General features: G+C 64.4%; 10 protein-coding genes. 5 read left to right on the forward strand and 5 right to left on the reverse strand.

The genetic code is table 11. The annotated features are described in order from the left end of the window. Positions 1 to 2 precede the first annotated feature (2 nt). Positions 3 to 1628, reverse strand: a complete 1626-nt coding sequence (locus tag BCO18175_RS10525) for a tyrosinase family protein (protein ID WP_174980535.1) — start codon at positions 1626 to 1628, stop codon at positions 3 to 5. Positions 1629 to 2168: 540 nt separating this feature from the next. Here BCO18175_RS10525 and BCO18175_RS10530 point away from each other — a divergent pair. From BCO18175_RS10530 to BCO18175_RS10545, 4 genes are read left to right on the forward strand one after another with little or no spacing between them, the layout of a single operon-like run. Beyond that, the gene (locus BCO18175_RS10530) at positions 2169 to 2363 is read left to right on the forward strand and encodes a hypothetical protein (RefSeq protein ID WP_174980536.1); all 195 of its coding nucleotides are present in this window, start codon (positions 2169 to 2171) and stop codon (positions 2361 to 2363) included. Next, positions 2360 to 3106, forward strand: a complete 747-nt coding sequence (locus tag BCO18175_RS10535; RefSeq protein ID WP_254608028.1) for a hypothetical protein — start codon at positions 2360 to 2362, stop codon at positions 3104 to 3106. The genes BCO18175_RS10530 and BCO18175_RS10535 overlap by 4 nt, the downstream gene beginning before the upstream one ends. Continuing rightward, a complete protein-coding gene (locus BCO18175_RS10540; RefSeq protein ID WP_174980537.1) occupies positions 3103 to 4251 on the forward strand; it encodes an NAD/NADP octopine/nopaline dehydrogenase family protein in 1149 nt (382 codons plus the stop codon). The genes BCO18175_RS10535 and BCO18175_RS10540 overlap by 4 nt, the downstream gene beginning before the upstream one ends. Beyond that, positions 4245 to 5132 (forward strand): phytanoyl-CoA dioxygenase family protein, encoded by an 888-nt coding sequence (locus BCO18175_RS10545; RefSeq protein ID WP_174980538.1) that lies wholly within the window; start codon positions 4245 to 4247, stop codon positions 5130 to 5132. Before BCO18175_RS10540 ends, BCO18175_RS10545 begins: the two co-directional genes overlap by 7 nt. A 43-nt stretch (positions 5133 to 5175) precedes the next feature. Here the strand turns inward: BCO18175_RS10545 and BCO18175_RS10550 are convergent, their stop codons facing one another. Both BCO18175_RS10550 and BCO18175_RS10555 read right to left on the reverse strand, forming a co-directional pair. Continuing rightward, complete coding sequence (locus tag BCO18175_RS10550; RefSeq protein WP_174980539.1) at positions 5176 to 6330, reverse strand: NAD/NADP-dependent octopine/nopaline dehydrogenase family protein; 1155 nt, start codon at positions 6328 to 6330, stop codon at positions 5176 to 5178. Between the two features lie 2 nt (positions 6331 to 6332). Further along, the gene (locus BCO18175_RS10555) at positions 6333 to 7055 is read right to left on the reverse strand and encodes a class I SAM-dependent DNA methyltransferase (RefSeq protein ID WP_174980540.1); all 723 of its coding nucleotides are present in this window, start codon (positions 7053 to 7055) and stop codon (positions 6333 to 6335) included. Positions 7056 to 7722: 667 nt separating this feature from the next. Between BCO18175_RS10555 and BCO18175_RS10560 the strand changes: the two genes are divergently transcribed. Beyond that, positions 7723 to 11697, forward strand: a complete 3975-nt coding sequence (locus BCO18175_RS10560; RefSeq protein ID WP_174980541.1) for an FAD-dependent oxidoreductase — start codon at positions 7723 to 7725, stop codon at positions 11695 to 11697. A 216-nt stretch (positions 11698 to 11913) separates the two neighbouring features. Here BCO18175_RS10560 and BCO18175_RS10565 read toward each other — a convergent pair whose 3' ends face one another. Beyond that, positions 11914 to 12216: a hypothetical protein gene (locus BCO18175_RS10565; protein ID WP_174980542.1), complete on the reverse strand. Its 303-nt coding sequence runs from the start codon at positions 12214 to 12216 to the stop codon at positions 11914 to 11916. Positions 12217 to 12308: 92 nt separating this feature from the next. Continuing rightward, positions 12309 to 12431 carry a hypothetical protein gene (locus BCO18175_RS40860; protein WP_302480644.1) on the reverse strand — a complete coding sequence of 41 codons (123 nt, stop codon included), beginning with the start codon at positions 12429 to 12431 and terminating at the stop codon, positions 12309 to 12311. Positions 12432 to 12511 lie beyond the last annotated feature (80 nt).

Below are 12511 nucleotides of genomic sequence, written 5' to 3' on the forward strand. Positions count from 1 at the left end.
GCTCATTCGGGCTGCCGATAGACGCTCACGCGGCCTATCTCGATCGTGGCTTGCTCGGACAGCGCGTGTCGTGCCAACAGGGTGACGGTGAGGTTTGCGCTCGGCAGCTGGCCCTCAAGATACTGCTGGTCCAGCAATTGCGTGATGTCCAGCACGTAGGTCAAGCCGTCTCCGCCATGCCCGCCATCCGCGTCGCTGGCACGCCGCAGCCCGAACAACGCGATGGCGCCCGCCTGGTGTGCGTGCCGAACCGCCGGGCTGGCGTGATCGGCAGGCAGGTTGACGTACACGCCCAGCACCGTCGCATCCAGCGTGCCGCGCACGTTCTCCAGCTTGAGGTACACCCGATCGGGCGGAGCCGCGAGCGACGCATCCGCGAGACTCTCGATCACGCGCTGCTGGACATCGGCATCCAGTCGCACACTGATGGACCCGCTGCCGGCTCCCGAGATCTGCACGGCACCCGAGGCAGCGCCCAGCAGCTCGGCAGGCGTTTGCGTCGCCTTCGGGCTGGGCGCCTGATGCGCCGTCGCGGCCGGAAGGCCGGCGACGCCCAGCTTCTGCAGTCTCAGCACTAGCGGCGCTCCCGCGACCTGGCCAGCCACGGCGAGGTCCTCGTAGGTGTAGTCCAGGTTGGCAAGGCTGGTCATGTCCCCGGGCGTGAACTGCTTGCTTTCGCCGTTCGGCTCCGGCATCACGAAAATCCGCACGGGGCCATGAAGCCAGTCTGCGTCTTCAGGGTTGGCGTTGCCTGCCGCGTTCCACGATGCCCACATGCGGTCGATGTTGGCGTGATGCAGGTAGAAGATCGGGTCCAGTCCCGCCGTGCCGGGATCGGCCATCAGGCCGAAATCGTCTTTGCTGACCGTGCCCCCCGCGTATACATGGACCAGGTCGTGCGGATTGTGCTCCATGTTTCCGTGGGTCCTGCCATTGTGGGAAAACCACGCGTGATCCGGACCACCGTATCCCGGCCACGGGGTTGCTTGATTCGTCCCGGTAAAGAGGTCGTTGGTCTGGCAGGCTTGCGTCACGTCCTGATCGACATTCTGATCGTCCGCCGCCGCCCTGGTGTTCGTCGGGATGTAGATGTCGCCGTCTCCGTCCGGACCATAACGCATCTTCACATACAGGGGATTGGCACTCCCGTCGGACAAGGTCTGCTGGGCAAAAGCCGGCGGCATCTGCGCCTCGGCGCCGTTCACGCCGCCAAAGTAGTTCCAGTAAGGCAGCGCCCAGGTTGCGGGGCCGCCCAGGCTGACGATGTCGGCACGCAACTGAGCCTCGAGCGCCAGCAGATAACCACGGTGCCACGGCAGGAAATACCAGGTGCCATGCTGGCACTGATTCCAGTACCGATTCTGGGTCGCCAGGTCGGGAAGCGGCGTGGTCGGCACGCTCGGCGGGCTCTGGATCTCGCTCCACCTCGGGTAGAGACCCGGTGGGATCTTCCCGGTCGTTGCGGGCGTGAGGTACTCGCCATGCATGGCCGCGTAGAACCACCAGCTGGACGTGTCGTTCAGCGCGCGCCCCATCATCTTTGCGACGCCCTTCGCGTACCAGAGGAGATCCTGATTGTTGAAATCGCCACCGGCATTCCAGGCATTGTTGCGAATATATTTGGTCATTTTATGGCCTCCTTAGTACTTTTCCGATTCAGCCCCGAGCTGAGAACGTAGACGCAGGTGTCGTCCGATTGCTTTCTCTTTATCGACCCAATCGTCGCCCGCCGCGCATGAACGGCTTCGTGATACGCGCAGGGATCTCCCCATCCGTGAAATCCCTCGCGGACGGAATCCGAAGTCTAGGACAGGCGCCAATAGCTTTTATTCAGACAAGTACGCATTGAAATTCGCATTTATTTTTCTATAAATTCAGCGTCGATTTTGTGATCGCAGTTCGACTCGAATGGGCAAGCGGTCGATATTTTTCATTTTCCCGACAGCCCCCGTTTTACCCGCACGCACGTCGTCTTCTCTCAAGAAATTCACTCGAAGTGTGATTGCAAAAAGTGGCGTAATTGCTTTCAGCGTGAACCGAAACGGCATTCACGCCACCACGCGCGCGGCGCATGAATCATGCCGGGTGACGCTCCTTGACTTCGCCCACCCCGTTACCTAGAAAGATAAAGGCATTACTTCTTCAATAAATTTTACAAGGGGATCAGCATGGCTTACGTCATCATTGCCGCTCAGGATATTCGTGACATTCGCGAGCGTCTCGGTTCGAATAAATTGACCGACGACGACGTCAAATTCGTCGATCTGCTGTTGCAGCGTGCGCATCGGGCCGCAGAAATCCATGCGGCGGCGGACCGACTGACCGTCGACCGGCTTCCGATCGGTTTCGATCTCGTTAAATGAGCGTCGCGCGCAACGCGTACGACATGCCGTCGGCCGCCGCGCCGTCAGCGGCGGCATTTCGCGACGCGATCGAGGCGGTGCTGCTCGAGGAGGCGCACCGGTATCGAGCCGAAGTGCCGCGCGCCGGGCAATTGGCGGACGCGACGCTGCCGTTCGACACCGATTACTACATCGCGCACCGGATCGAGACGGTTCATCGCATCCGCCTGACGGCGCGCACCGACGCGCTCGCGTTGCTGAAGATGCTCGACGAGGATTACGACACCGCGTGCCGGTGGGGCGACTACATCGTCGAGGAGATGAAGCACGACCGCATGTTCCTGGCCGATCTCGCCACGCACGGTTACCGGAAGTCGATCATCGACGAGCGGCCGCCGCTGAAATCGACGCGTGCGCTGCTCGACTATCTCGAGGCGCAAATCCACGGCGTCGGCTCGGTGGCCGCGGTCAGCTATTCGATTTTCGTCGAGTGGAATTCGGCGCGCTTCTCCCGCGCGGCGATCGAACGGGCCGCCGCCGTGTTCGGCGAGCGACACGTGCGCGGCGCGAAAGCACACCTGCGCATCGACGAACAGGACGACCACTATGCGGAGATGGTGGAGATCGCCTACCGGCTGACCGCCGAACGCGGCGGCGCGTCCGTCGTCATTCCGTTGCTGCGCGACATCGCCAGCCTGCTTCGCGCCACCTTCGTCGAACTGCACGCGCTCACGGCCCCGTCGCCCGCCTCCGCTACGTCATGAAGGTCGCCGTCTGCGGCGGAGGCAGCATCGCGCTCACGGCGGCGGCGGTGCTCGCGGCAAGGCCTGGTTTCGAGGTCTCGGTACTGACGCGCGAACCGTCGGGCTGGTCGGACGTCGCCACGATTCATTTCGGCGATCGCCTGCGCCTGGCCGGCCCCGTCGCTGCGACAGACGACCCGGCCCGCGCGATCGGCGCGAGCGACTGGGTGTTGCTCGCGGTGCCCGCGTTCGCGCATGCCACGCTCCTCGAACACATCCGGCCGTTCCTCGCACCGCACGCGTGGGTGGGGTGCCTCGGCTGCGCGGCCGGATTCGACTGGCGCGTCGCCCGAGCGCTCGGGAGCAGCGTGCGATATTTCGGATTGCAACGCACGCCATGGGTCGCGTGCACCATCGTGCGCGGCCAGGTGGTTCACGTCACCGCGGTCCGAAGCCGCGTCGGCATCGCGGGCCATCCGGCACGCGAGCTGGCGGCGCTCGCGCCGCGTCTGTCCGACGCGTTCGGGTTCGAGCTTCGCCCGCTGAACGGCTACCTGTCCGTCACGCTCGGGTTCGACAACCCCGCCCTGCATCCGCCGCGTCTCTTCGCGCTCTACGGCAGCGGCAGACCGGTCCCGCAGTCCGTGCGCTTTTACGGCGACTGGAACGACGTGGCCAGCGCGCATCTGCTGTGCCTCGACGACGAGCTCGCGCGGATCCGAAGCGCGTTGAACGTGCCGGACGAAATCGGTGCGCGCGCCCATTTCGGCGCGAATTCGCCGGACGTCGTGACGGCGCTCATTCGCTCGATGGCGCCGCTGCGCCATATCGCCGTCCCATCCCGGGCCGATGGTTCGCCCGATACCGATGCGCGCTTCTTTCAGGAAGACTTCGCGTACGGACTGGCGATCCATCGAGAACTTGGCCGACTCGCCCGCGTGGAAACGCCGGTGCTCGACACGATGCTCGGATGGGCCGAAAGGCTGATTGAACTGCCGGCCCACGATCGCGCGGCGCCCCCTTCGCCGTGGCAGGACGCCCAATCCCTGGGGCTACTCGACGCGGCGTCCGTCGAATCGTTCTCGCGCGACGCGCGCTTGCCGATGCGCTGCGCACCGCTCTACGCCGGCGCAAGCGCCGCAATCCTGGATGGCTCGCCATGCTGACCTTTCCCGCCACGGCGGCGCTCCCGCCCGACCAGGCCGCGTGCCTGCCGAACGATGCCGATTGCTCGGCCTACGCGCAACGGGGCTGGTTCGTGAGCGATGCCATCGTTCCCGCCGCTTTGCTCGACGCGGCCGCCGAGGACATCGCGCGCTACCGGCGCGGCGATCGCGACGCGACGATTGCCGCGCAGGCGACGCAGCGCGACTGGGTCGAGGGGGCCGCGCAAGTCATCCAGATCAGCGGCTACCTGTCGTTGCAGATGCGCGCGGTGCGCGACCTCGTCGCCTACCCCGCGATCGCCGCGATCGCGGGGCGACTCGCGCGCACGAGCGAGATCCGCCTGTTCCACGACCGCCTGATCGTGAAGCCCGGCGGACTCCCGCCGGCGTCGACCGAAACCGGCTGGCATACGGATGTGGCCTATTGGGGCAACTCGAGTTCGACGGAACTGCTGACCGCGTGGATTCCGCTCGCGGATTGCAGCGCGGACGATGGGACGCTCGCCGTTGTCGAGGGCAGCCACCGTTGGCCGACGATCTCGCTGGAACGACGCTTCCTGACGCCCGACTTCGACGGACAGGTACCGGCGGCGATGGTGCCGGATGCGGTCGAGCCGGTCGTGCGCGTGTTGCCCGTCGCGCGTGGCCAGGTCGTGTTCCACCACAGCCGGGTGCTGCATCGGAGCGTGCCGAATCTCGGCAAAGCCCCACGAATCGCGCTCGCCGTCCATCTGCAGGACGCGGCGAATCGCCATCAACCGTGGATTCAGCCGAACGGCCGCCGAGCGATGCATTCGAACGAATTGCTGTGCAGGCTGACGCCGGGCGGCACGCCGGATTTTGCGGACCCACTGGTCTTTCCGGTTTTGTGGCGCGCGTAGGCACGCATAGGCGCGCACCAACGATCCGATGCGCGATGCCGCGTCACCTGAGCGTGTCGACGAGATCCGCCGCATTCGCCACGCCGAAACGCTGCGGCAGCGGCAAGCCATGCGTGTCGCGACCCAGCGCGTGGCCGTCGTCGAGCCACATTCTGCCCATCCAGCGCTGCGCCCAGCGAATGACCTCATCGAGCGCCGGTGTCGCGACGCCCACGATATCGGCGAGTGCGCGTTGCACGACGATGCCGTACGGCACGTCCTCGGCAAAGTAGTAACTGTGCACGTCGGGCATCCAGCCATCGTCGACGGCCCGCATCGGCACGGGCCGGTCGCGCAGCGCCGCGATACGCCGGATGATCTGCGTCATCTCCCGCGCATCTCGCGCGCCGTAGTGGTCGAGCAAGGACCGGCGGCCCGACAGATCGGCCGGGCACGCGCCGCCGATCGATTGCAGATCGCGCTCGCAAGCCAGATAGCGCGTCGATGCCGGCTCGTCCCAGTCTTCGTAGAACTGCGGACGCGTCGCCCAGACGCCTTCCGGTGACGCGTCGCGCCAGAGCGAGTAAAGGCGCGCGGGATGGAAGATCGGATTGGAATTGCTCAGGCAGACCGCAAGATAATGCGCGAGCGGCGTCGTCGGGATGTTGAGCAGCGCTTGCAGCCATCGCGCGGCGGACGGTGCGCAGTGGCCCGGCACGGTGGCGACGAACAGCTCGGGACGGATGCCGGATACCCAGACGACCTCGCCGTACGACACGACCTTCCGGACGTACGGCACGCGCTGCAGGCCGAGAAAGCGCTGCTCGGGACCGAGCGCAAGACGCACGGCCCATGGCAAGCCGCCGTAGCCCGGAAAGCCCGCGAGCCAGGTGTGCCGGCTCAGATACGGCGCGATCCGGCGCAACACGACTTCACGCGCGGCGTGCGGAATCGCCAGGATCACGAGGTCGGCGCCGGCGACCACCTCGGACGGGTCCTCCGAGACGGCGCGCACGGTCCCGTGCAGCTCGGCCTTGTCGAGGTAGATCAGCCGGATGCGCCGCGACCACCGCTCGGGCTGGCGCGTGAGCAACCGTACCTCGTTCGACGCGCTCGCCCCCAGCACCGCGACGAGTGCATGCGCAAGGCTTCCGCCGCCACACACGCAGATCCTGAACGGCGCGCCGCGCGCCCGGCCGGGAAAGAGTTCCGCGCTCATGGTCAGGCCGCCCGGCGAGCGAGCCACAACGGCTCGCCGAAGCCGGCGACGACGACGCGCCGGCACGAAAAGCCTCCCGTCGACAGCGCCGTCTCGATCTCGCGATCGTCGAAAAGATGCAGCACGTGACGATCGACGTGATGGCTGACACCGGCTTCGGCCGTCGCGACCAGCCAATGAAAATCGAGTATCGAGTCACGGTTCTCGCGCCTGAGCACGGCCTGCCGGCACAGCTTGAGCGCATTGCCGTCGAACGTGTCCATCCAGAGCGCACCGTCGCACGCCTGGGCGGGGGTCAGCCACGGACGCAGAACGAGCACCCCGCGCGGCGGCAACGCGCGCGCGAACGCCGCGATGGCTTCGGCAAGCTCGTCGTACGAGCGTAGATAGGCAATGGCGGAACAGAGGCAGAGGATCACGTCGACGCGTTCCGGCCAGTCGAAATCCCGGAGATCGGCCAACCGCAGCGGCGTGTCGGGCAGCTTGTCGCGCGCCACGCGCAGCATCGCCTCGCTGCGATCGAACCCGTACACCGTGTAATGCCGGCGCAGTGCCATCAGGTAATTGCCCGTGCCGCAGGCCGCTTCGAGCACGTTCGCGCCGTCGAGCACGTCCTCCGCGCGCAGCAGTGCATGCATCGCATCGACATGGCCGTCGTAATCGAACCCGGCATGCACGAGATCGTAGTACCGCGCGAAATCGCCGTAAAGGAGAGTGTCCGTCATTGCGCCTCGATGTCGATCGAATTCGAATGTGCAGCACGGCAATCGACAAGTATAGGCATCCGCTCCGCTTCGATCAGGAAATATCGTACGGCACCGCCCGACCGTTCTCCAATACTGAAAAATACCGTCGATAATTCCAATATTTAAAAACACTGTCGATAATAACAGGTGGAATATTAGATACCCGACCACTAATATCAGAATGCCCCCGCCGAAACGCGAATCCGACATCCTCGAATCGGCAAATGTGACGAGTTGATTACAGCACCAATTACATCGGGCTTCCAGGCAGAAAAAGGCAATATTTAAAAAACATAGTTGCGCGGATTTAACCGACGACTGCATGGCCTGCTGTCGCGGCTGGTTGATTTTAAATTCAATATTTATTTAAAAAATCCCGATCCACGTCATCGGGTTGAACAGCTCTGTCACGGAGACCATTTCAAAATGGACAGCTTTGTTCGCAATAGCGCCTGGCGCAGTTCCCCGTATAGAAACGCGTCCATCGGACACCCCCTCCCGAAGTAAGTCAGCCTCCCTGTCGATCGAGCACGCATTTGCGTCGCGCACCGCGCGCGTCGCGTGTCCGATGTCGATTCGGAGACGCATCGGCATCGCCCAATGACTTAGCCGTCCCCGCCGTCACACCACACGCAAAGAGGTCATCATGAGCTTCCTTCATTTCAACGCCACGACCGTGTCGCCGGTGAGCCACGCCCGGCAGCGGCGCCCGCTCGGCGCCGCGTTCTCGAACTGGATACTGGCCAACCATGGGGCCACCTACCGCGCCAGGATCGAAACGCAGCGCGCGAAGGCCGCCGAAATCCGCGCGACGCGCGGCGCTGCCGCGTACAAGCTATCGGCGAAAGCGGACGCGCCCCAGGTCGGGATCGTCGGCGGCGGTTTCGCGGGGATGTTCGCGGGGCTGATCCTGCAGTCGCTCGGCATCGAGTTCGAGCTGTTCGAATCGTCGGACCGTGTGGGCGGACGCATTCACACGTGGTACTCGAGCGACTACGATCCGAACGACGTGCAGCGCGCCGGCCTGTATGGCGAAGTCGGCGGGATGCGCCTGCCGCAGTTTTCGGCGGACATGCTGCCGGTGCAGCAGCTTGCGCTGGCGGTGAATGCGGTGCTGGCCCGCAACGGCCTGGACGACCAGAGCGTGTACTGGCGGAAGTTCTATTACAACTCGCCGCAGCAGCGGCTGCGCTACAACAACATGGCCGTACCCACGACGGCCGCCGAGTCGACGCTGGACAGCTTCAACTTCGGCGTGGCGAACGGCGGCGACGTGCCGTTGGCCTGGGTGACGCCGAAGGGCGTCGGCAACGACCAATACCTGCCGATCAACAAGGTGCTGGATCAGGTGAACGCGCCGTTCCTGAAGGCCATCAACCGGTCGTTTGCCGAGGGCTTCGACCTCCTGATGCAGTACGACCAGTATTCGATGTGGGATTACCTGACGACGCAGTTCCGCCTCGGGGATCTCGGCGAGTACTACGATCCGGCGATGGGCGCGAAGAACGACCTGTTGCCGTGGTCCGTAGCCAATTTCCTCGAGACCACCAACGTCGGCAGCGGGATGTACTCGGTGTCGTTCGTCGAGATGGTGATCGCCGTCTATGACTGGGGCGGCAGCAAGGACCCGTATCGGCCGGACGACGACGCGATCTACATGCTCACCGTGGACCAGGGGATGCAGCGCTTCCCGGACGCGTGCCGGACGGTGCTCGATCTGCAGGACGCCGTCACGGTGCAGGATGGCGTCACCGCGCAGATTCAGGTCGGCATGTTGCCGCAACCGGGCGGCCCCTACCGTTACGATCCGCCCAATCTCACGCCGGATGCCAGGCCGCCGGCATCCACCGCGCGCGATCCGGAAGGCGCGCCGCGCGGCGAGCCGTCGCGGGCCGCTTACAAGCCGCGCGTGCACCTTCAGCACGAGGTGACGAGCCTGCGCCACGACCCGAGCCTGAACGACGGCCAGGGCGGCATGCGGGTCAAGGTGCGCCGCACGCACGACGGCCGCGAGCACGAGCGGACCTATCCCTATGTCGTCACCACGCTGCCCACCGGCGCCTACCTGAACGGCCAGAAGCACGTGAACCTGCTGGAAGGGATCTCCTTCGACAAGGCGCAGGCCATCCGCGAATGCAACTACATGGCGTCGTTCAAGGCCTTCCTGACCTTCAAGCGCCAGTTCTGGGCCGACGCGGGCGAGCGCCAGGAGCAGACGGGCGGCTACGGCGCGGCGGCAACCGACCGCCCGAACCGGCAGATCATCTATCCGTCGTACGGCTATGCGGCGGACCAGGGCGTGCTGCAGGTGTATTGCTGGGCGCTCGATGCGCGCAAGCTGGGGGCGCTCGACGACCGGGAGCGCATCGCGGAATGCCTCAAGGGCATTCAATACCTGTACCCCGAAGTCAATATCGACGAGTGCTTCGCGGGCTACGAGGACGGCGTGACGACCAAGACCTGGTTCTGGGACGAGCACGCGGGCGGCGGCGCGTTCGCGCTGTTCAAGCCGGGGCAGTTCAAGCAGCTCTACCCGACGCTGCTGACGCCCGAGTTCGACGGCTGCCTGAACTTCGCCGGCGAGTGCTGCTCGGTGCATCACGGCTGGATCGTCGGGGCGCTGGATTCGGCCTACAACGCCGTGCTGAACATCCTTCTGCATGCGGGCGAGGCTGAAAAGATCGAGGCCATGCAGCAGACCTGGGGCAAGTTCCTGGCGCCGGATATCGAAGGCGACCCGGCCACGGCCAACCAGATGTCGTATGCGTACACGTACAACCTGGCGGACCGCGACGCGGCATCGAAGCCGCCGGGCGGCGGCGACAGCATCTACGGCGACGCGCAATACGTGTTCGATGGCCAGGTGCCCGCGTTCGTGGCGGACTACGACACGGTGCCGCAATCGATGAAGGCCATCAACCGCGACAAGCAGGTGCTGGCGATGCTGAACACGGCCTGGGACGACAACGTCGCCTGGCGCGCGAAGCTGCCGCCCAGGCCCGTGGATAGGGAAAACGCGGTGAAGATGCTGGAGGACATCTACTACGGCAACAATTTCCAGACGATCCCCGCACCGAAATTCTGGCTGAAGAGCGACGACGAGTTCGCCCGGCAGCAGCTCGCGGGCTTCATGCCGACGTTGCTCGAGAAGGTGTCGACGGCGGACTTCGACCGGCTGGTTTCGGAAGCCGGCATTGTCGACGCGGCGCGTCTCGGCCGGCCGGGCGCGGTGCAATACGTGGCCAACTACCGGCGCTACCTGGACGCCTGCACGGTGACGCCGGTGGGCTACTACCTCGCCAAGCCGCTCGTCTTCTTCACCGTGAACCACCATCACGAGCTGATGCCGGTCGGCATCCAGCTCGAACCGGGCGGCGAGCTGTTCACGCCGGACATGCCCAATGCGGACAATGCGTGGCTGCTGGCCAAGATGCAGACCAACTGCGCGGGCCAGACGCTGCACGACGTGGGCTTTCATCAGTTGCTGACGCACCAGATCTGCGCGATGGTGTCGATCGCGCTGTTCTCGGAAGAGGTGTTCAACCCGGACACGCTGCCCCATTCCGCGGAGCCGTTCCAGCAGCACCCCGTGTTCAAGCTGCTGCGGCCGCACGTGGTGAAGACCGTGGAATTCCAGCAGACCATCTACAACCGCGCCTACGACCCGTATGCCGAGTCCTTCCCGGCGACCCGCGACGCGAACGGCGCACCCGGGGTGTACAACATCGGCTTCGTCTACGACCTGATCTTCTCGTGCGGGCGGATCGGCAACTATCAGCTGCAGGACAAGATGTACTACGACAACGATCGCTTTCGCTTCCTGGAGCAGGCCCTTCCGGCCGATACGAAGCGGCGCGGTGTCGAGCAGACGCCGTTCTCCTACGCGTACGTTCATGACGCCGGCCTTTGGTACGACGCGATCTTCCGGTTCGTCGGCAAGTTCATCGCGACCCGGTATCCGGACGGCGATCCGGCGATCGCGGCGGACATCCAGCTTCAGCGCTTCTTCGACAAACTGATTCCCGCGTTCAACTTCGTCGACAATGCGACGTTCGCCCATCGCTTCCCGGCCGAGGTCAAGACCGTCGCGGCGCTGCGCGACGTGCTCACGATGTTCATCTGGCAGTTCTCGGTGCAGCACACGGTGGTCAACGACGGCGCGTACAACCATGCGGCATTCGTGCCCAACGCATCGACGCTGATGTATCCGTTGCCGGCGGGCAAGCCGTCCTCGCGGTGGACGCCGGCCGACGTGCTGGCCTGCCTGCCGTCGCAAACGGCCACCTATCCGACCCTCGGCGGCATGAACTTCATGGACGTGCAGATCAACGCGTCGGTGACCGGCCAGGGCCCCTACCCCGAAACGGTGACGGGACGCGGCGTGCTGGAGCCCTCGATCGACTTCCTGCAGGACACCTACGGTTTCGTCGAGCCGCAGCTGCGGGACGCCGTGTTCGAGTACTACCGGGATGTCGTGAAGATCGGCGAGGCGATCGGCGCACGGCAGGCGAAGGATACGGCGAACTACCTGAACGCCCATCCGGGCGCCACCGCGATTCCCGAAACCGTGGTGTTCGACCTCATCACGCCGGCCAATGTGATGAACACGATCCAGACCTGATCGGCGCGGGTGTTGGATCGGCTAGCGGCGCCGCGAGCGCGGTGATCGAGATCGACGACGTGTTGGTCACGATGATCGCTCCAGATCGCGGCAGCCGCCCGCCATGCGATCCCGCTGCCACCGACGGCGGCGCGGCAGATCCTCGCGATGTTCAAGCGGGGTCTGCCGCGGAATCTGCCGGTGCTCGATGCGTGACGATCGGGAGGCTTTGCACGGTCAATTCAGGTTGAACAAAAGATAACCGAGCGAACCTATGCGATAGACGATGACGCCGCGTGCGGCGATCGTCCAGATTCGATTCTCGACGTTCGGTGCGCACATCCACGCGCAGCGAACCCATGCGCAAAATGGCACGATGTAAATGACGAATGCCGCAAGACGCAGCGGTACCGGAAATGTCGGCCCGAGAATCAATACCAGCAACGGAATGGACAGCAGACCGAACGGCACCCCGATCAGCCACCAGACTTTCCACAAACGTTCTTCCCCGTTCCATGCGTTCTTGAAGGTGTTTTTCATTTTTCTAGTAATCCATCCGGCACCCCGGCCACGTTCTTATAAACAAGCAAGCAGCATTGGCTGTGCGTATCGAACGCCGTCGATAAGTACGTTCAATTCTGCTGAATCGTCGCATTCTTCAGCAGACCGCCAACGATCTGCGCACTCGCCTTTTCCAGTGCAAGTGCCTCAAGCTGCCCGCGGATCGTTGCCTGGGCCTGATTGAACGACGGCACCTGAGAGGTGGCCTCACTCGTTCGGACAGTTTTCTGAGATTTTTAAGTGGAGCGGCCGAGGCAATCATGCTGCCGATTTG

Origin of the sequence: Burkholderia lata, from assembly GCF_902499335.1 — a bacterium.
Lineage (GTDB): Bacteria > Pseudomonadota > Gammaproteobacteria > Burkholderiales > Burkholderiaceae > Burkholderia > Burkholderia lata_B.

Bases quoted from the DNA above. Each gene is read 5' to 3' on its own strand.
- BCO18175_RS10525 (WP_174980535.1), bottom strand. From the start codon at position 1,628: ATGACCAAATATATTCGCAACAATGCCTGGAATGCCGGTGGCGATTTC.
- BCO18175_RS10530 (WP_174980536.1), top strand. From the start codon at position 2,169: ATGGCTTACGTCATCATTGCCGCTCAGGATATTCGTGACATTCGCGAG.
- BCO18175_RS10535 (WP_254608028.1), top strand. From the start codon at position 2,360: ATGAGCGTCGCGCGCAACGCGTACGACATGCCGTCGGCCGCCGCGCCG.
- BCO18175_RS10540 (WP_174980537.1), top strand. From the start codon at position 3,103: ATGAAGGTCGCCGTCTGCGGCGGAGGCAGCATCGCGCTCACGGCGGCG.
- BCO18175_RS10545 (WP_174980538.1), top strand. From the start codon at position 4,245: ATGCTGACCTTTCCCGCCACGGCGGCGCTCCCGCCCGACCAGGCCGCG.
- BCO18175_RS10550 (WP_174980539.1), bottom strand. From the start codon at position 6,330: ATGAGCGCGGAACTCTTTCCCGGCCGGGCGCGCGGCGCGCCGTTCAGG.
- BCO18175_RS10555 (WP_174980540.1), bottom strand. From the start codon at position 7,055: ATGACGGACACTCTCCTTTACGGCGATTTCGCGCGGTACTACGATCTC.
- BCO18175_RS10560 (WP_174980541.1), top strand. From the start codon at position 7,723: ATGAGCTTCCTTCATTTCAACGCCACGACCGTGTCGCCGGTGAGCCAC.
- BCO18175_RS10565 (WP_174980542.1), bottom strand. From the start codon at position 12,216: ATGAAAAACACCTTCAAGAACGCATGGAACGGGGAAGAACGTTTGTGG.